14 protein-coding genes are annotated in these 19,326 nt (G+C 67.1%); 13 read left to right on the top strand and 1 reads right to left on the bottom strand.

The annotated features are described in order from the left end of the window. Positions 1-19 precede the first annotated feature (19 nt). The 4 genes from ACIOSY_RS00755 to ACIOSY_RS00740 all read left to right on the top strand — a co-directional run bounded on the left by ACIOSY_RS00755 (position 20) and on the right by ACIOSY_RS00740 (position 4,855). Positions 20-739, top strand: coding sequence for an L-ribulose-5-phosphate 4-epimerase (locus tag ACIOSY_RS00755; RefSeq protein WP_400847474.1), 720 nt, complete (start codon positions 20-22; stop codon positions 737-739). Beyond that, on the top strand, positions 736-2,331 hold the full coding sequence (locus ACIOSY_RS00750; protein WP_400847471.1) for a xylulokinase: 1,596 nt from the start codon (positions 736-738) through the stop codon (positions 2,329-2,331). The genes ACIOSY_RS00755 and ACIOSY_RS00750 overlap by 4 nt, the downstream gene beginning before the upstream one ends. Continuing rightward, a complete protein-coding gene (araA, locus tag ACIOSY_RS00745) occupies positions 2,328-3,851 on the top strand; it encodes an L-arabinose isomerase (RefSeq protein ID WP_400847468.1) in 1,524 nt (507 codons plus the stop codon). Before ACIOSY_RS00750 ends, araA begins: the two co-directional genes overlap by 4 nt. 116 nt (positions 3,852-3,967) lie before the next feature. Next, on the top strand, positions 3,968-4,855 hold the full coding sequence (locus ACIOSY_RS00740; protein ID WP_400849056.1) for an aldose 1-epimerase family protein: 888 nt from the start codon (positions 3,968-3,970) through the stop codon (positions 4,853-4,855). Between the two features lie 12 nt (positions 4,856-4,867). Here ACIOSY_RS00740 and ACIOSY_RS00735 read toward each other — a convergent pair whose 3' ends face one another. Beyond that, positions 4,868-5,425, bottom strand: a complete 558-nt coding sequence (locus ACIOSY_RS00735) for a hypothetical protein (protein WP_400847465.1) — start codon at positions 5,423-5,425, stop codon at positions 4,868-4,870. A 451-nt stretch (positions 5,426-5,876) separates the two neighbouring features. Here ACIOSY_RS00735 and ACIOSY_RS00730 point away from each other — a divergent pair, with 451 nt between their 5' ends. The 9 genes from ACIOSY_RS00730 to ACIOSY_RS00690 all read left to right on the top strand — a co-directional run bounded on the left by ACIOSY_RS00730 (position 5,877) and on the right by ACIOSY_RS00690 (position 19,305). Beyond that, positions 5,877-7,259 (top strand): sigma-70 family RNA polymerase sigma factor, encoded by a 1,383-nt coding sequence (locus tag ACIOSY_RS00730; RefSeq protein ID WP_400847462.1) that lies wholly within the window; start codon positions 5,877-5,879, stop codon positions 7,257-7,259. Positions 7,260-7,511: 252 nt separating this feature from the next. Then, positions 7,512-7,688, top strand: coding sequence for a hypothetical protein (locus ACIOSY_RS00725; RefSeq protein ID WP_400847459.1), 177 nt, complete (start codon positions 7,512-7,514; stop codon positions 7,686-7,688). A gap of 380 nt (positions 7,689-8,068) precedes the next feature. Further along, positions 8,069-12,166, top strand: coding sequence for an SdrD B-like domain-containing protein (locus ACIOSY_RS00720; RefSeq protein WP_400847456.1), 4,098 nt, complete (start codon positions 8,069-8,071; stop codon positions 12,164-12,166). A 76-nt stretch (positions 12,167-12,242) separates the two neighbouring features. Next, positions 12,243-12,872 (top strand): DUF6226 family protein, encoded by a 630-nt coding sequence (locus ACIOSY_RS00715; RefSeq protein WP_400847453.1) that lies wholly within the window; start codon positions 12,243-12,245, stop codon positions 12,870-12,872. Between the two features lie 78 nt (positions 12,873-12,950). Further along, positions 12,951-13,334 carry a hypothetical protein gene (locus ACIOSY_RS00710; RefSeq protein ID WP_400847450.1) on the top strand — a complete coding sequence of 128 codons (384 nt, stop codon included), beginning with the start codon at positions 12,951-12,953 and terminating at the stop codon, positions 13,332-13,334. Positions 13,335-13,528: 194 nt separating this feature from the next. Continuing rightward, on the top strand, positions 13,529-13,864 hold the full coding sequence (locus ACIOSY_RS00705; protein ID WP_400847447.1) for a hypothetical protein: 336 nt from the start codon (positions 13,529-13,531) through the stop codon (positions 13,862-13,864). Positions 13,865-14,047: 183 nt separating this feature from the next. Next, on the top strand, positions 14,048-14,914 hold the full coding sequence (locus tag ACIOSY_RS00700; protein ID WP_400847444.1) for a helix-turn-helix domain-containing protein: 867 nt from the start codon (positions 14,048-14,050) through the stop codon (positions 14,912-14,914). 499 nt (positions 14,915-15,413) lie between these two features. Further along, positions 15,414-17,573: a DUF5979 domain-containing protein gene (locus tag ACIOSY_RS00695; RefSeq protein WP_400847441.1), complete on the top strand. Its 2,160-nt coding sequence runs from the start codon at positions 15,414-15,416 to the stop codon at positions 17,571-17,573. Positions 17,574-17,769: 196 nt separating this feature from the next. Next, positions 17,770-19,305, top strand: a complete 1,536-nt coding sequence (locus ACIOSY_RS00690; protein ID WP_400847438.1) for a LuxR C-terminal-related transcriptional regulator — start codon at positions 17,770-17,772, stop codon at positions 19,303-19,305. The last annotated feature ends 21 nt before the right edge of the window (positions 19,306-19,326 follow it).

Raw genomic sequence — 19,326 nt, 5'->3', positions numbered from 1 at the left:
CAACCACGACGAGGTGCCTGTGAGCGACGAAGCCCCCCGATACGCCCCCGAGGTCGAGGCGGCGATCGCCCGCACCCGCGACGAGGTGGCCCGTCTGCACGGCGAACTCGTGCGCAACGGCCTCGTCGTCTGGACCGGCGGCAACGTCTCGGGCCGCGTGCCCGGCGCCGACCTGTTCGTCATCAAGCCGTCCGGCGTGAGCTACGACGACCTCGCCCCTGAGAACATGATCCTCTGCGACCTCGACGGCACCGCGATCCCCGGTGCCCCGGGGTCAGAGCGTTCCCCGTCGAGCGACACCGCGGCCCACGCCTACGTCTACCGCCACATGCCCGCGGTCGGGGGAGTCGTGCACACGCACTCCACGTTCGCCGTCGCCTGGGCAGCGCGTGGCGAAGAGATCCCCTGCGTCATCACCGCCATGGCCGACGAGTTCGGGGGGCCGATCCCGGTCGGTCCGTTCGCGATCATCGGCGACGACTCGATCGGACGCGGCATCGTCGAGACCCTCACCGGTCACCGCTCGCGCGCGGTGCTCATGCAGAACCACGGTCCGTTCACGATCGGCGTGAATGCGAAGGATGCCGTGAAGGCGGCGATCATGGTCGAAGACGTCGCGCGCACCGTGCACTACGCCCGCGGGGCCGGGCCGCTGATCCCGATCCCGCAGGCGGCGATCGACCAACTCTACGACCGGTATCAGAACGTGTACGGCCAGAGTGCGGATGCCCGACGATGACCGCGGCGAGCGGCGCCGCCGCGATCGAACAGAACCGCACCGCCCTCGGCATCGAACTGGGGTCGACGCGCATCAAGGCGTGCCTGATCGACGCCGACACCGCCGAGGTGCTCGCGACCGGATCGCACACCTGGGAGAACCGTTTCGAAGACGGCCGCTGGACGTACGCGCTCGACGACGTCTGGTCGGGGCTGCAGGCGGCGTACTCGGCCCTGATCGATGAGGCGCAGCAGCACCACGGCATCCGTCCGTCGTCGTTCGGCGCGATCGGCATCTCGGCCATGATGCACGGCTACCTCGCCTTCGATGCGGCCGGCGAGCTGCTCGTGCCGTTCCGCACCTGGCGCAACACGAGCACGGGTGCCGCGTCAGCTGAACTCACCGCGCTGCTGAGCGTGAACATCCCGCAGCGCTGGTCGGTCGCGCATCTGCACCAGGCGGTACTCGACGATGAGCCGCACGTGGGCGATATCGCCTCGATCAACACTCTCGCCGGGTACGTGCACGAACGCCTCACGGGGCGCCGGGTGCTGGGTGTGGGTGACGCCTCGGGCATGTTCCCGATCGACTCCGCTGCGGTCGACTACGACGCGGTGCTGCTCGAGAAGTACCGCGCGCACACCGGCCGCGACCTCGCCGCGCTCCTGCCCGCCGTGCTGCCCGCGGGGGCGGATGCCGGCACCCTCACACCCGAGGGCGCCGCCCTGCTCGATCCGTCCGGTGCGCTGCAGGCGGGAGTTCCGCTGTGCCCGCCGGAGGGCGACGCCGGCACCGGCATGGTCGCGACCAACTCCGTCGCCCCGCTCACCGGCAACGTCAGTGCGGGCACGAGCATCTTCGCGATGGTGGTGCTCGAGAAGCCGCTGCCGTCGGTGCACGAAGAGCTCGACCTCGTCACGACTCCGGCCGGAGCGCCGGTCGCGATGGTGCACTGCAACAACGGCGCCAGCGAACTCGGCGCGTGGGCGGGGCTGTTCCACCGGTTCAGCGTCGCGAGTGGCCAGTACATCGACGAGGATGCCGTCTTCGCGACGCTCTTCGACGAGGCGCTGCAGGGCGACGCGGATGCGGGCGGCCTCCTCGCCTACAACCACCTCGCCGGCGAGCCGGTCGTGGGACTCTCGCAGGGACGCCCGCTCTTCGTGCGCACCCCGGATGCCTCGTTCACCCTCGCGAACGTGATGCGGTCGCAGATCTACGGGGTCTTCGGCACGCTCGCGCTGGGCATGCGCATCCTGTCGGACGACGGCGTGCGCATCGAGCGGATGTTCGCGCACGGTGGCCTGTTCCGCACCGCCGGAGTGGCTCAGCGGTTCCTCGCCGCCGCCCTCGACACCCCGGTTGACGTGGGCGAGCTCGCCGCCGAGGGCGGGGCGTGGGGCATCGCGGTGCTCGCCGCATACCTCGGTCATGCAGACCGCGACCTCAGTGCCTATCTCGACGACACCGTTTTCGCCGGAGCATCCGTCGTCACCGCCGAACCCGACCCGGCCGATGTCGCCGGCTTCGCCTCGTACCTCTCCCGCTACCGCGACGGCCTCGCCATCGAAGCCGCCGCGATCACCGCTCTGCCCACGAAGGACGCCTCATGACCCGCACCTCGCTCACCACCTCGCTCGACGGCTACGAGGTCTGGTTCCTCACCGGTAGCCAGCACCTCTACGGCCCCGAGACGCTCGCGCAGGTCGCGGCGCAGTCGCAGGAGATCGCGAACGTCCTCGACTCCGCCGACGACGTGCCGGTGCGCATCGTGTGGAAGCCGGTGCTCACCGACACCGACGCCATCCGCCGCATCGCCCTCGAGGCGAACGCCGACGACCGCGTGATCGGCGTCGTCGCCTGGATGCACACGTTCAGCCCCGCGAAGATGTGGATCACGGGCCTCGACAGCCTGCGCAAGCCCCTCGCGCACCTGCACACCCAGGCGAACGTGGCACTGCCGTGGAGCGAGATCGACTTCGACTTCATGAATCTCAACCAGGCCGCGCACGGTGACCGCGAGTTCGGATACATCCAGACCCGCCTCGGCATCCCGCGCAAGACGATCGTCGGTCACGCGAGCGACCCGCGCGTGCGCGCCGAGCTCGCGACCTGGCAGCGTGCGGCGGCGGGTCTCGCGGCGTCGCGCAGCCTGAAGCTGGCGCGTTTCGGCGACAACATGCGCTTCGTCGCGGTCACCGAGGGCGACAAGACCGAGGCCGAGCTGCAGTTCGGCGTGCAGGTGAACACGTGGGGCGTCAACGATCTGGCCGCGGCGGTGGATGCGGCGACGGATGCCGAGATCGACGCACTCGTCGCCGAGTACGAGCAGCTGTACGCGGTGGCGCCCGAGCTGCGCCGCGGGGGCGAGCGTCACCAGTCGCTGCGCGACGGAGCGGCGATCGAGGTCGGCCTGCGCTCGTTCCTGGAAGAGGGTGGCTTCGGCGCGTTCACGACCTCGTTCGAAGACCTCGGCACGCTGAAGCAGCTGCCGGGTCTCGCGGTGCAGCGTCTGATGGCCGAGGGCTACGGCTTCGGCGCCGAGGGCGACTGGAAGACCGCGCTGCTCGTCCGGGTCGCGAACGTGATGGGTGCGGGGCTGCCCGGCGGCGCGAGCCTCATGGAGGACTACACCTACGACATGACGCCGGGCGACGAGGTGATCCTCGGCGCGCACATGCTCGAGGTGTCGCCGTCGCTGTCGTCGGCGCAGCCGACGCTCGAGGTGCACCCGCTCGGCATCGGCGGCAAAGACGACCCGGTGCGCCTGGTCTTCACGGCCGATCCCGGCCCCGCGGTCGTGGTGGCGCTGTCGGACATGCGCGACCGGTTCCGCCTCACCGCCAACGTCGTCGAGAATGTCGAGCCCCGCGAGGCGCTGCCGAACCTCCCCGTCGGTCGTGCCGTGTGGAAGCCGCAGCCCGATTTCCCGACCAGTGCCGCCGCCTGGCTCACCGCCGGTGCCGCGCACCACACCGTGATGTCGACCGCCGTGGGCATCGAGGCGTTCCGCGACTTCGCCGAGATGGCCGAGATCGAACTGCTGGTGATCGACGAGTCGACGCGGCTGCCCGAGTTCCAGCAGCAGGTGCGCTGGAACCAGGCCTACCACCGCCTCGCCCAGGGCCTGTGACGGTGGGGGCCTGGGATGCTTCGACAGGCTCAGCAACCCAGGAGGGGGTCTCTGAGCCTGCCCCCGGCTGGGTCCCTGAGCCTGTCGAAGGGCCGCGTTCCGGTAGGCAGGTCACCATCGCCGCCGACGGATACGAGGCGACGATCGCGACCATCGGCGCGACGCTGCGTGCTCTCGCGAAAGACGACCGTGACCTGGTGGTTCCGTTCGCCGAAGACGAGGTGCGCCCGGCGTATCGCGGTGCCACGCTCGCGCCGTGGCCGAACCGCGTGGTCGATGGGAAGTACTCCTTCGGCGGGGTCGAGCATCAGCTCGCCCTGACCGAACCCGCCCGCGGGCACGCCCTGCACGGGCTGCTCGCCTGGGTCGATTTCGACGTGGTGGCGACGGCATCCGATCGCGTCGTGCTCGAGGCGACGATTCCTGCACAGGCCGGATACCCGTTCCGCGTGGTGGTGCAGACCGAGTTCGCGGTCGGTCCCGACGGCCTCACGCAGTCGGTGACTGCCACCAACACCGACGCCGTCGCGGCCCCGTGGGGCACCGGTCCGCATCCGTATCTCTCGGCCGGATCAGGACGGGTGGATGCTTGGATCCTGACGCTCCCCGCCGACGAGGTGCTGCTCGTGACCGAAGACCGCCTGAGCCCGGTGCGGGTCGACGCGATCGACGCGCACCCCGAGTTCGACTTCCGGGAGCCGGGGATCATCTGCGAGACGTTCATCGATCACGCCTTCACCTCGCTCACGCGGGATTCGGCGGGTGTCGCCACCGTGACCGTCCTCGCCGAAGACGGCCACGGGGTCGCGCTCACCTGGGACGAACGCTGCCCATGGGTGCAGATCCACACCGCAGACACCCCCGGTGTCGACGGCACGCACCGCATCGGCCTGGCCGTCGAGCCGATGACCTGCCCGCCGGATGCCTTCAACTCCGGCGTCGACCTCGTGGTGCTCGAGCCGGGCGAGTCGCACACGGCGGCCTGGAGTATTGCCGCCGTCTAGGTGTCACGCGCTTCACAACTCCTCAGAAGTGTCGCGAATCGCGCCGGGTTCGCTCCGAAACGCGCCATCGCTGACAGATTCTGAGGAGTTGTGCACCGGGTGCGGCGCTGCCCACCACGTCGGCCGTGCGGCGAGCGACAGCACGATCGCGGCCGCCAGAGGAACGAGCCCGGCGAAGAACGCGGCCTGCAGTACGTCGTACGTCGACCCCTCCGCAACGAGGCCGAACGTCAGCTCGGTGAGGAGCTGCGTGTCGCCGATCGAGTTCGGAAAACAGGTCATGACGACGGCGGAGCAGCACCACCACAGAACGATCATCACCAGCACGGAGCGGGGGAATGCGTCGTACCCTCGGCGGTGCAAGATGGCATACGGCCACCAACCGAGCAGCACGAGCGCCCCGATGATGATCGGAAGCACCTGTGCGACCCAGTGGAAGCCGTTCGGGTCGTGCCAGATCGCGAGACCGAAGAGCAGCACGGGCAGAAGCCACATCGCCCAGGGGTAGACGGCCCAGACCACCGCGCCCGCTGTGCGCCGTCCGGCGCCGTCCGGTAAGAGACTCCCCATTGCAGAAGGATGCGGCATGCCCGCGTGAATTCGCCGGATTCGCCCGCGATATACCCGCGCGTGCCTCCGTCCGGTCTGCTCCTGAGCGGGCGATCGAGGCGAAGGCCCGTCATTCGGGAGGAGATCTGCACGACGGAGGAGCGGATGCCCCGGCATCCGCCTCCCGAACGCCGATCTCCTCCCGAATGACAGTCGAAACCACGCATCTGAGGTCGACGCCGACAGAATTCGCACCCGATCTCGTCAAATGAATGGCAGGTGCTCGCGCAGCCGCTCGAACCCGAAATTCGAGGGCGTGACCGAGGGCATCCCGCCGTCATCCATCCACAGAACGACCGCGCACTGACGCGTGGTTGCCCCGAGTGTGCCCTCAGCCGTGTAACGTTGCCGCTCGGCGACGGCTTGCAGTGGAGCGTCGTGACTCTCTGGCCTCCGATCGACGAGGGATGTGATGACGGATACCTTCTCGAACCCCGCAGATGGGGATGACATCGAGCCGTCCGCCGCAGACCCCGAAGTGCTCTCGGCGCTGGTCGCACGTGCGGCCGCCGGCGATCGCGATGCGGCGGGGGAGTACTTCGCCCACACCCTGCCCGCGCTGACCATCACGGCCAAGCGCATCGCCGGAACCTCGCACGATGCCGACGATCTGCTGGGCGAGGCGCTGCTCGTGGTTCTCGCGAAGTGGTCCGAGGGGACGGGGCCGACCGACAACGTGCCGGCGTACATCGCGCAGACGATGCGCAATCGCATCCGTGACGACTTCCGCTCGCCGCGCTCGAAGGTCGCCGCGCTCGATGTGGTCGAGGAGCCGGCGTCGCGCGCCGACCCCCGCATCCGTGAGCTCGAGATCGAGTCGGAGCTGGCGGTCGTGCGTCGGGCCCTGGGTGAACTGCCCGAAGATCAGCAGCGCGTGCTCGTCGCCACGGTGCTCGAGGGCATGAAGCCGCGCGATCTCGAGGAGCATCTGGCTCGCCCGGCGGCTGCCATCTACTCGCTGTCGCGTCGCGCTCGCGGAAATTTGCGGCGCACGACGCTGCGCCTGCTGCTCGAAGAGAACGCCAGGCCCGAGTGCGTCGCGGCGGCTCAACTGCTGCCGGAGACCGTCGGCGACACCCCCGAAGACACCAAGGCCAACCGGTCGACCCAGCACTACCGCACCTGCCCGTACTGCCGTCGGTCGTGGCGGCGCTTCGCCGGACTAGCGACGCTCGGCGTGCTGCCGGTCGCGGGGGCCGTGGCGTTGGCGGGGCCTGCCGGATTGGCGGAGGCGAGTGAGATGCCGGCCGACGCGCCGACCGATGTTCCGGCGGATGCTCCGGCTGATGTGTCCGGCAGCGTCCCGACGGATGCGCCGGCCGGCTCCGGCTCCGGCGCCTCGCACGTGCACGAGTGGGCCCGCACAGCGGCGATGGTGGTCGCGGCCGGCACGGCACTCGTGCTGATGACCGTGATCACGGTGACCTTCGTCACCAAGACCTGGATCTTCGCCGAGGCGCCCGACGGCGACTTGAAGGTCACCGTGGCCTCGATCGATGAGGGCGTGACCGGTTTCGACGTCGACTTCGCGGTGGAGGGCGAGGCGTGGAGCGTGAGCAAGCTGCGGGTCGAGCTCTCAGCCGACGTCACCTCGGTGACCGCACCGGAGGGATGGGCGTGTGATGCGGATGGTGCGCTCGTCTCCTGCACCACCGACCTGATCTCGCCGCGAGGCGGGGTGTTCGTGATCGAGCACACGGGTCGTGGAGAGATCGACTACGCCGTTGCGATCGATGCTCTCGCCGAGCGGGGGGCGACGGTTCGCGCGACCTACTCCGACGACTACTCGGGCTGATCCTCGCCCGAGGCGGCCGCCTCACTGCGTATTTCTTCCGCCGATTTCGATCGGATGCCGACCGATTCCGCCTGCGACACCGTCAATTCTGATGTGGGGGAGTTTTCGCCCCCGCTCGACCCTCCCCAGTGTCGAAGCCCTTTGGGTGGCTGGGTGGAGAGCCTCCCCAAGTCGGCTTCTCCACCCAGCATTTCTTCACCGGGGTTGCCGACAAGGGGGCGTGGGTCGATGGGGCAGGGGGAGGCGACCGAGATGACAGCACTGTCGACGCTGCACGAAGCGGCTGAAGACTTCACACCCGATCGGGGTGAACTCATGCGCGCCCGCGGACACGATCTGCATCGTGTGCGGTGGGAGTCGACTCGGCGGATGCGCATGCTGTCCGCCCTCGCCGAAGGCACCGCCTCGGTGCCGCGGGTGGAGGCATGAGGTTCGGCCACTTCCGACGATCCGATGAGGGATCGTCGGCGGAACTGCACCAGGGCGAGGTGCGTGTCTCGATCGTCATCGAAGACGCCCACGGCTTCGTTCACCACTACGACGACATAGTGACCACGTCAGAGGCGGCGACGAACGCACTGCGCACACTCGCTCCCATGAGTGCACAAAATGTCCTCACATAATGCAGAAAATTGTTCACCTTAATTCACCACCGTTGCGTAATACTGAGCGATACCCGCAGTCTCTCTGGTCAGGAAGCACCCGCACATCCTGCTCGAAGGGCAACTTTGCGCATCACCTTGGCTAGGGGAAGGGCCATCATGACTCGCACGACCGCGCGCTCGCGCGCAATGACCAGGACAGTGGGGGTGGCAGCAGCGCTGAGCGCGCTGTTCGCCGGACTCATCGTCGCCACACCGGCGAATGCGGCGGCGACGCTCGCGCTCACCATCAGCCAGACCACGGGTACGGCGCCGTTCTCTGCCGACGATGCCGCCGGCAACGACTCGAGCGCGACGAACGACATCATCCGCACGAACGACACGATCTCGTACAACCTCGGCATCCGCTTCGAGGGCGACGACCAGACCACGCCGACCGTGCGCTTCACGGTTCCGCGCGGTCAGGAGCTCGTCAGCCTTCCGCCGTTCTGCCTTCCGGGCTCCGGCGCGACGCCGCAGACGCTGCCCGCGCTGACCCCGCCGATCACCGGCACGTCGTGGCAGTCCTACCCCACGCAGGAGGTCGTTTGTGTTCTCGACGACCAGACCGGTGGCACCTCGCTCAACTACCCCTTCGTGACCCGTGTCAAGCCCGAGGTGACGAACGGCACGACGATGGACGACGTCGTCTTCGACGTCACGTCCGACCAGATTCCGGAAGCCGTCTCCACCGACCCGATCTCGCAGACGGTTTCGGCCGCTCCGCGATTCGACCTGTCGAAGCGCCTCGATGCTGCTGCTGCGAACCAAGGGCCGCTCTTCCAGAACACGAACGCGTGCGTCAACGATCTCTCGAAGGTCTGCCGCGAGCTGTCGTACCCGGTGACGCTTTCAGTCCCAGCAGGGGGCAAAGGCGTCGCGCCATTGTCCTCGACGATCAGGTTCGAAGACAACATGGACCCGGCGTCGTTCTATGGCGCGACGGTATGGGCTCAAATGGTAGCTACTGCGGGATCCGACGCAGCTGCTCGTGCCGCGTACGCACCTATCTTCCGCAGCTGCGGGATCACGACCTCCGGCAGTGGCTTCCGCGCCTCGCTGCCGTACAGCCGCCTCAGCGTCGGTAGCTACGCGAACCCCGCCAACTCGGTTCGTGACAGTGGCATTGTGAGTTGCCCTGCGGGCACGACCCCGGGGCAGAACGGTGTCATCACCATCACGAATGCCGACACCACTGCTGTGACCGTCCCGACTACGACCGGTAGTGGAAACGCTCTATCGGGAAGCCAGAGCCTCGTCATCGCTTTCGAGCTTCGGGTGCAGATTCCGCAGCGAGCGATCCTTGAATTCGGCGGTGGCGCGACGCCGGGGGTCTACACCCTCAACACGCACAACGAGTACGTGAATCTTCAGATGACGGGCATTGATGGAACTCCGGCAGTGGATGACCCTTCCAACAACACTCGGGATGCTGCCATTACCTTGCAGGCCCAGGGGTCGCTCGACAAAGCCTTCACTGGCATCTTCGGTCAGCCGGGCAACACAGCCGGCATTCCGTTCTCCGGAAGTGGCGTCTACGAAGGACCTCCCGGCTCGGGCGTCCGAAAAGATGGAAACACCGTCGTTCTGCCTGGTCAGGCGGTTCAGAGCGTAATCGGAATCACCGAGGGGGCACCTGCGGGGACCGGGACGGACCTTTCACGTAGCGTCGTGGCCTGCGACGTCTGGGATGCCGATCGCCTAGCCCTCGCGGCGCGCTCCGACTGGGCCGGCCTACGTCCTGCGGACTATCCGAGCAACGGCAATCCGGTCTACCTCGCATACGCAACTCAGGCCAATGGTGCGGTTCCTTCAAGTCTTATCGGCACCGCGGCTTCCGGGGCACGCAACGTGCGAATTGAGTACAGCATGGGTGTCGCGGGCCCCAATGCGGCATCCGAGTGCTCCACAGGCACGTGGGTGGAAGATCCGAGCGACCTAGTCACTCCCGTCGTTGACGGGCAAGGCCGCACTATTTGGGAGGGCGTCAACCGTGTGCGAATCTCCTTCAATACGGAATGGCCTGTGGGTACGACTTTCGGTGACGTGAACCTTCAGTACGCGATCGGACAGGTAGTTCTCGACTCCGATGACACCTCTCCGATTGGCAACTGGGCATCCAAGATGGCCGTGATGGGGATAACGGATGCTGCGGGAGTGGTTACCAACCCCGCTCGGGCTACCAATCGTTCGAACTACAATCCGGTGACGCATACAGGCAATCTCGGTGACCGCCTCATCCAGGGTGAGGGGATCGTTCGCGTGCAGAAGTACGTCGAGAACCTGACTACTGGTGAGTTCATCGACAACTTTGTTCCTCAGTACACCTCCGGCTCGAACATCCGCTACCGACTGAACCCGACGCTGACGAGTCCGGTGACGGTCGAGGGCAACCCGGCGCTCGTCAAGATCGAGGACTGCCTGCCCGAGTACCAGGTGTACGGCTCGACCGTGCAGGGTGCCAACGCCATCACCCCTGAGGTCGTGCAGATGGGCGCTCCGGCCGATGCCGAGATCGCCTGTGCCGCGAACCGCCAGTACGTGCGGTTCAACCTGGGTGAGCTGCCGATCGGTGCGCCGATCGAACCGCTCATCGTGACGGCAGAGATCATCTCGACCGCCCGTAACGGCACATACACGAACCAGGTGCTCGCGTCGTCGCCGATCGATGGCAGCCCCGCGAACCTGCGTGACGACGACGTGCAGATCCAGCTGGTCGTTCCGACGGGTATCAAGGTTGCGAAGACGGTCGACAAGCCCGTCATCGAGGTCAACCCCGACGGCGTCACGAACCCGCGCACCATCCTGTGGAGCGTGTTCTTCGCCAACGTCGACGCGCCCGAGAACGTCACCGATGTCGACGTGATCGACGTCCTGCCGGCCAACGGGCTGAACAACAGTGACTTCGAAGGGGAGCTGGTGTTCGACTCCGCGACAGCCGTCGCGGGTGACAACATCCAGATCCTCTACACGGCCACGGCGCCTGGGTCGCTGAACGTCGCCCCCGGTCACGCCTCCAACGGCGCGAGCGGATCGACGGTCTGGTGCAGTGCGATCTCCGGCACCGTCGTGTCGGGTTCGGGAACGTCTGCGGACTGCCCCACCTCGAATGAAGAGGTGACGGGCCTGCGGTTCCAGCGTGCGGGCGCCTTCACTCCCGCGACCCCGTTCCAGGTCGACATCGCGATGACCCCGGTCGGCAACGCCGGCGGTGACGTGTACAACAACGTCACCGCAGGACGCGCCGGTGGTGTCACGCAGGGCGTCGGTCCCGCGATCCGCACCGTGCAGATCATCTCGTCGACGGTCGGCGACCGCGTCTGGGAAGACGTGAACGGCGACGGCCTGCAGACCGATGGTGAGCCGGGCATCGCCGGGTTCCCCGTGCGTCTGGTCGGAACCGATGTCGACGGCAACGCCGTCTCGCTCGAGACGACGACTGACGCGAACGGCAACTACTCGTTCGCGAACCTCGCATCGGGTGAGTACCAGGTCATCTTCGACCCGAACGGTCTGAACTCGAACACCACGTTCACCGCCCAGCACACGGGAGATGACACGACGATCGATTCGGATGCCGACCCCGCCACGGGCGCGACCCAGGTCTTCACCCTCGGGCAGGACTCGGCCGATCCGACGCTCGATGCCGGTCTGGTCATCGACCGCAACTTCGACATGGTTCTCGACAAGCGGTTCATCGGAGCGACCGACCTCACCGACGACAACCAGTCGACGGTGACGTACGAGCTCGACGTGATCAACAACGGCACCGCCGAGGGGGAGTACGACCTGGTCGATGCCCTCGACTTCGGCGGAGACGTCGAGATCGGTGACGTCGCGGTCGAGAACATCACCCCCGGTGAGGTCGACACCAACCCGGACTACGACGGGGTGGAAGACACCACGATCGCCGAAGGTGTGACGCTCGCCGGTGGCGAGACCCACACCTACCGAGTGACGATCGACACGACCGTCGAGACGGAGATCACCGTGGTGGAGGCCGAGTGCACCACCACGACCACCGAAACCGGCGGCGGCTTCATCAACGAAGCCGAACTCACCGTCGACGGCACCACCGTGACCGACAAGGCGTGCGGTGACATCCCGGTCACGCCGGCAACGCCCACACCTCCTGCGGGTGGCGGTGGTCTCGCGATCACCGGTGGCACGATGGTCGGCATCGGGATCGGTGCGGCCGCGCTGGCGATCATCATGCTCGGTCTCGTGCTCACCTTCCGACGCCGCAAGGAACAAGAAGCAGCCTGAGAACGATGAGTGACGTGGGGTCGGCCCGGCGCCGGCCCCACGTCATCCACCGCAGCACTGCCACTACGGGAGACACGTGCACGGCTACCAGCGTCCCCTGATCGCGTTCCGCGAATACCGCGACGACGACGGTCAGGTGATCGAATACGGGCACCAGTGGTCCGACCATCCGTCCGCCGAGTCCCATGAGCGGGTGCACGACCCGGACCGATTCGAACCCCTCCGACTCGTCGCCAACGCACTCATCGACTGGATGCTGCGCACGTACGACGCCGCGCTCATCCGCACCGTGGTGACCGATCCTTCCGCGCCGCGAGTGCTCGACGTCGTGCCACGAGACCCCACCGCCGCGCCGCTCTCGTTCTCGCTCATCGAACCTTCGGGGGTGCTGATCACCGCAGGCGTTCTGCACGAATTCCGCTTTCCCGACTGCCGATGCGACGCGTGCGACGAAGACATCCACGATCTCGCCGAAGACATGGAGTGGATCGTGAAGGCCGTCGTCGACGGCGGCTACAGCGAGCACATCGACGACTCGCCGTCGCCGCACGCCGAGTATCGCCTTCACGCCACCGGCGCGCAGCGCACCGCGAGCGCGCGCGGACCAGTCAGAACACCCGACCGTGATCGCCTCGCGCAAGCCCGCGCTGCCCTCCCGCCGGGCGGTGTCTGGGCTGCGTGGCCGCGGCGCACGGATGCTGCGTAGCATCCGCTCTCCCACCGCCCGATCGGCCACGCAGCGATCCACACGGCACGCTCAGGATCTCTACCTACGGTCGTCCGCATGAAACGCCCCGCTACATGGTTCTTCGCAGGAGCCGTCCTCATCAGTGCCGCCACGCTCGCCTATCTCTTCGACGCGGAGGTGGTGGCGGTCGTGTGCGGCACGCTCTCGCTCGTTCCCTTCATCGTCAGCATCGTGCAGCTCAACCGACAGCACCGCGGTGACGGCGCCGGCGTGCGCCGGTTCGCTACCGTTCCACTGGCGATCGCACTGTGGTTCGTAACCGCCGCCATGGTCGCCCTGTTCGTCGCACTCGACGGATGGCCTCTGCCGCTCATTCCGCTTACCGGCCCGCTGGCCGTCGTCTCGCTGGTGGTCACGCTTGCGGCGATCCGAAATCGACGCGAGACCGCGGCTGCGGTTTCTGGCGGCGCATCCGACTGATTCCGGGCCCCAACCCGTCTCTCTAGTAGCGCGTTCTGGGTTCTCTGACCCGGCGCGTCGTTCCGGCGGCCTCCCATCATCTGCCGGAACTCGGGGGGATGCGCGTCTCGCGATGCGCCCACTCGACGACGGCCGGCTCCTCCGCTCTGGAGCCGGCCGTCGACCATCTCGAGTGTCGGATCCGGAGGGGAACCATGGCATCCATCGCGCACGCCCGCTTGGCGACCTACGCGCGTCCTGCTTCGGTGGCCTCTGCCGTCGAGCTGCTCGCCGAGAGGGCGCGGCACGACGCCTTCGTGCGTGATCCCGATCACCTGCGCGTCAGCTTCCGCACGCGCCGAACGCTGTGGCACGGAGAGCTCGACGTGGTCATCGTCATCACGGCGCCGATCGGACGCGCGACCGAGGTAGACATCTGGCTCGACTCGGTCGGTGCGCCGACGGATGCTGCGGCAGAAGCGTCGGCAGCGATGAGGAACCTCAAGGCGGCAGAACGGCTTCGACGTGACATCCGGGTGGCGCTTCTCTGACCAGCGGAGAAAATGTGTCGCCATAGCGACCGGGCAGCGATACTCTGCTTGCTACCCGACCTGACGGTCTTCCACCCTGCATATCAACGCGAGCGGGACACGATGAACCGAACGAACGAACGAACGCGCACAAACACAGCTGCGCCTGTGGGGCGAAACGCGAGCAGGAGAGCCGCGTCGGCCATGGCGATGGGTGAAGCCGCTGCCGAGAAATGCGACGACTTCGGGTGGCAACCCCGCGGGGCGATCGATCCACGACTCGTGGCAGACACGATGCAGCATCCGAGATTCGGGATCGGTCGAGCGTGGTCGAATTCCGCGGGATACAGCCTGTCGGCCGCCCCGAACCTCATGTACCTCGTCTACACGGTCGAGGGGGCGTTCGAGTTCGAGGTCGACGGGTCGTCGGTCGAAGCCGAGGCCGGGTCGTTGATCCTGCTCGACGGAGAAGCCCCCACCACTGCGCAGACCCTCGCCGAGACGGCACGCTTCGTCTGGTACTTCGAACCCACGCTGCTGAGGGCCGGGCGTTCTCGATTTCGATTCCACGAGCCCGTGTCGATGCAGAACGCGTCGCTGAGCGCGCTGCTCTCGATGACCAACTCCATCCTGAACACGTCACCGCCCGCCACGGAATCCGCACGGACGCATCTCGGCATCTCACTCGAGCACCTCGTCGCCGGGGCGCTCGATGAGGCGGGCGCTTCTGCCGCGCGCTCCAGCTCGCTCCACCGAGACGGGCTGTTCATGAGCGCCCAGCTGGTGATCGAGACGCACTTCCGGGACGCGGGTTTCGACGTCGCGCGACTCACGAAGGAGCTGGCGGTGAGTGTGCGCACCGTCCATAGCGCGTTCAGCGACTTCGGAACCACACCGCGGCGGGAGATCGAGCGACGGCGTCTCAGCGAAGTCGAGCGGCTCCGTTCGTCGAACTCGTTCCCTGTCTCGCAGATCGCCGAGCAGTCCGGGTTCACGTCGACGAAACAGATGCTTCGCGCCACCCAGAGATCGCACGCTGTCGACGAGTTTGCGCGGCGCTCCGAGTTCTGAGCCCCGGCCGGACCGGGCCGGGCTGAGCGGCAGTCCGGTTCCCGGTCGTGCCCGGGAATCACGTTCTCCGCACCGGCGACAGATTCGGTATCCCATCTCGTCTTGGTTGTGACGCCCTCGGGTGCTTTCCTCACCACATGAGCGCGTCGACGGCGGCCGCCCGCTTCTCCCCCCAAGGGGCGGCCGCCACCCGCTGGGAATCGTGGGAATGGGGCTGATTGGTGCAGCCTTCGAGGACATTTTCTGCGAGACCGACCGATTCCTGGGGCCAATACGTCTTGTTTGTGGGGCTGAGCTTGACCTGGGGCATGCGGCACCGATTTACTCCCGAGTGGAGGGGACCTTCCCACACTCGTAGACGGTCGATCGGTTGCGGTTCGTCATCGTGGTGGAGCTCGAGGTTCCGAAAGAGGTCACACGACCTGCGTAACGAACGCGATATATCAGCGTCTCTTAGTCGGGGAACACCGACCGCTGAGCTTGGGAAGAGGAAACTGGGATGAATGGGAATGGTTCTGCTGTACTCCGAAAGCGCTCGCGCGCTACGGGGGCAGTCGTCGTACTGATCGGCATCGTGCTCGCGATGTTCTCGGCGGTGTTCACCGCTCCGGCCGCGGATGCTGCGGAAGTCAATGGCGTCACGAGTGTCGACATCGTCAACGCGCCGCCTTACGTGAAGGATGCGCAGTACCAGGTCAACGCGACGTGGGCCGTGCCGGACTCGGCTCAGCCGGGCGACACCTTCACCCTCGACTTCCCCGACGCTCTCGTCGGCTTCGGAGCGACGATCAACCTGCCGGACGCTGACGGAAACATCGTCGGCACCTGCGCTGTGACCGAGTCGCAGTTCGTCTGCACGCTCAGTGACTTCGTCGCCACGCACAACAACGTGAACGGCACACTCAACTTCAACGCGAAGTTCGTCGAGACGTTCACCGAAGAAGAGATCGAGTTCACGACCGGCAACGGCGTCACGATCGTCACTGACGTCGAGGGTGGTGTCGGCACGGCCGGCCCCGACGACGTTCCTTCGGCGCCGACCAAGTTCGGCTACATGAACAACGACGGCACCACGATGACCTGGGTCATCCGCGTTCCCAGCGACGACCTCGGCTCGGGTGCCAACCCGATCATCACCGATGACTACGACGCTCCGCTCGTCTTCGACCCGGCTCGCCTGACGGTCCGTTCGATCGCCAACGCCGACTGGGCGCAGAAGGACGACACGTCCAAGTGGACCTACCTGGGTCAGGGCACCACCGCGGGTAACTCGTACACGCTGACCAACCGCCCCGCCGACACGGCGTTCGACGTGCAGCTCAACGGTGCGAACACCGACGGCACGCGCGTCTACGAAGTCAGCTTCATCGTGGATCTTCCGACGGATGTCGCAAACGGTGACTTCTTCAACAACAAGGCGATCGTCAACGGCTCGACCTACAACGCCACTCCCGTCGAGTACGTCGGTGCCGGCGGTGGCGGCGAGGGCGACAACCTCGGCGACTTCGCGGTCACCAAGACGGTGACCGGCTCGGGTGCTCCGCAGGTCGCGGGCGTCGAGTACACCGTCAACTACTCGTACGTGGTGGGAACGGCGGCCCCGGTCACCGGCTCGCTCACCATCGCCGATGGCGAGACCGACGGAGTCGACGACATTCCCGAGGGCGCGGTCATCACGTTCACCGAGGTCGCCGCGATCGGAACGGGCGTCGTCTACGGCACCCCGGTCTTCTCCGGCACCGGCGTCACCGACAACGGCAACGGCACCGCGACCGCCACGATGATCGACGGCGTCATCGCCATCGGTCTCGAGAACCCGGTCACCCAGGTGCTCGGCGGCTTCGACGTCACCAAGACCGTCACCGGTGCAGGCGCTTCGCAGGTCGAGGGCGCCGAGTACACGGTCAACTACTCGTACACCGCAGCGGGTGCTCCCGTCACCGGTACGCTCACGATCGCCGACGGTGAGACCGACGGTCTCGACGAGCTTCCGTTCGGCACCGTCGTCACGCTCACCGAGGTCGCACCGACCGCCAACGGCGTCATCTACGGCACCCCGGTCTACACGGGCACCGGCGTCACCGACAACGGCGACGGCTCGGCCACCTTCACCATCGGTGCCGGCACCGTGGCCATCGGCCTCGAGAACCCCGTGGCCATCGAGTACACGGAGTTCGCCGTGACCAAGACCGTCACCGGCAACGGTGCGGCCAAGGTCGTCGGCGCCGAGTACACGGTCAACCTCTCGGCCGTCTACCCGGGCGAAACCGAGGAGCGGGCGGGTACGTTCAAGGTCTCCAACGGCACGATCTACACGGTCACCGAGGTTCCCGTGGGTACCGTCATCACGCTCTCCGAGGTCAAGGCCACGGCAGACGGCGTGGTCTACGGCGCACCGGTGTTCACCGGTGAGGGCCTGACGCACAACGCCGACGGCAGCGTGACGTTCACCGCCGGTGCCGGCCTGCTGGAGATCGGACTGGAGAACCCGGTCACGGTCGTTCCGCCGGTCACGCCTCCGACGTCCGACACCCCGCCGACGACGACGTACCTCGCAACGACGGGTGCAGACTCGCTGCCGCTGATCATCGTGGCCGCGCTGCTGCTGATCACCGGTGTCATGGCCCTGGTGGCTCGCCGCCGCCGCGGCCAGGCGTAATCCGCTGACGGGCGCAACGCGCTAACAGAGTGGGGCCGTGCATCAGTCGATGCGCGGCCCCACACTTTCATCCCCGGGGTGTTCGAGACGCATTACCCGATGCGACCTCGCACAGCATCCCCCGCGAACGACAAACCCTGAGTTCACGAAAGACCCGAACTGTGCGAACCCTGATCGACGAAAGCGCAGACCAGCCATGCAATGGCTGAGCGACGACCGCGCCCGTGTGCTCGACGAAGTGAAAGCCTCGCTCGATGAGCAGCGGTGGGGCGATTTCGGCGCACTGATCGACGACTACTTCTTCGCTCTCTCCGTCGCCGAACCCGACGCCCTGATCGCCGCCTGGCCCCGAGTGCCGGCCGACTGGCTCGCCGAGAACCCGCGCTATCAGCTCGCATCAGCATGGACGCGTGCGGCCTGGCGATCCGCCGAACTCGTCGAAGAACGCGTCGAGCGCACATTCACGCGATGGGTGCTCGACCACGAGACACCCGCCGTTCGTGACACGCTCTGCGCCCATGCCATGGATATCCGCCGCAATCTGGTCTCCGGTCGATTCACCCGCGCCAACGACGCCGCCGACGACGTGCAGCGCGTGATCCGCGACGCCGGCGAGCAGCAGGGATTCGACGACATCCTCGGGATGATCCTCATCCACGTCGGACTCGCCAGGCTCGTCGTCGGCGACCTCGCCCACGCCGCCGAAGCGTTCTCCGAAGGGTGGCGGTGGAGCGCGAGCGGGCTCCCGCATCCGATCACCCCGTACCTCGCCGGATACTGCGCGCTCGCACACGCGCTGGCCGGCGACAACGCCCGAGCCGACGAATGGCTCGCACGCAGTTCCGTGCCCGTCGAGTCGAACCCGCACGGTATGGCCTTCCGGCTGCAGATCGCCGGGGGTCTCGCCGAAGCGCTGGTGGCGATCGGCCGCCTCGACCGGGCATCGGCAGAAGCCGCCCTCGCCCGCATCCCGAGCGGCATCGAATCCGGAGACCTGTGGTGGGTCGGAACCCATGTTCGCGCCCGCATCGCCCTGATCTGGGGAGACCGGGCCCGTGCGGTGCGCCACATCGACGGCGAGCTCAACGCCTACCCGTCACTCACCCCGCCGAGCTCGCTCGCTGGAGCGCTGTTCCGTGCCGACCTCTCCGACATCCACCAGTCGCTCGGAGACCTCGACGCGGCGGGAGACGTTCTCGATGCCGTCCGCAGTGCGCAGCCCGACCCGTTCCTCGCAGCCAGCGCCGCACGATTCCTGATGGTGCGCGGCCGCACGACGGAAGCGGCCATGCTGCTCGCGCGCTCCCTCCAGGGCCAGGCGTCCTCCTTCACCGAGCCTTCGCGGTGGCGCGTACTGCGCGCCAACCTCGCCCACCTCACCCGCGCCGCGCACCGCGCGCAGGCGATTCGCTCGGCCGCCGAACACCTCGAGCGCACCCAGGCGTTCGACGCCGCCCACGATGCCCTCCCCGTCGTGTATGAAGCGCTTACCGAGCACACCCGCATTCCCACCGACGCGACCGCCCGGTTCACGCCGCCACCCCTGATCTCCCTCACCCCGCGCGAAAAACAGGTGCTCGGTCTGCTGGCCGCACACGCCTCGGTGCAAGAGATCGCCGAAGCCATGCACATCTCCCGCAACACGGCGAAGACCCACCTGCGCGCTCTCTATCGCAAGCTCGGCGTATCGACCCGGGCGGGCGCGCTCGAAGCAGCCGGCCGGTTCCGCTGAGTGTCTTGAGGTGGGCCCTTC

The sequence above is a fragment of the Microbacterium sp. NPDC087665 genome, from assembly GCF_044743285.1.
Lineage (GTDB): Bacteria > Actinomycetota > Actinomycetes > Actinomycetales > Microbacteriaceae > Microbacterium.
Note: the sequence above shows the minus strand (reverse complement) of the source record. Positions and strands in the feature narration are given on the sequence as shown.

Bases quoted from the DNA above. Each gene is read 5' to 3' on its own strand.
- ACIOSY_RS00750 (WP_400847471.1), top strand. From the start codon at position 736: ATGACCGCGGCGAGCGGCGCCGCCGCGATCGAACAGAACCGCACCGCC.
- araA (WP_400847468.1), top strand. From the start codon at position 2,328: ATGACCCGCACCTCGCTCACCACCTCGCTCGACGGCTACGAGGTCTGG.
- ACIOSY_RS00735 (WP_400847465.1), bottom strand. From the start codon at position 5,425: ATGGGGAGTCTCTTACCGGACGGCGCCGGACGGCGCACAGCGGGCGCG.
- ACIOSY_RS00730 (WP_400847462.1), top strand. From the start codon at position 5,877: ATGACGGATACCTTCTCGAACCCCGCAGATGGGGATGACATCGAGCCG.
- ACIOSY_RS00725 (WP_400847459.1), top strand. From the start codon at position 7,512: ATGACAGCACTGTCGACGCTGCACGAAGCGGCTGAAGACTTCACACCC.
- ACIOSY_RS00710 (WP_400847450.1), top strand. From the start codon at position 12,951: ATGAAACGCCCCGCTACATGGTTCTTCGCAGGAGCCGTCCTCATCAGT.
- ACIOSY_RS00705 (WP_400847447.1), top strand. From the start codon at position 13,529: ATGGCATCCATCGCGCACGCCCGCTTGGCGACCTACGCGCGTCCTGCT.
- ACIOSY_RS00700 (WP_400847444.1), top strand. From the start codon at position 14,048: ATGGCGATGGGTGAAGCCGCTGCCGAGAAATGCGACGACTTCGGGTGG.
- ACIOSY_RS00695 (WP_400847441.1), top strand. From the start codon at position 15,414: ATGAATGGGAATGGTTCTGCTGTACTCCGAAAGCGCTCGCGCGCTACG.
- ACIOSY_RS00690 (WP_400847438.1), top strand. From the start codon at position 17,770: ATGCAATGGCTGAGCGACGACCGCGCCCGTGTGCTCGACGAAGTGAAA.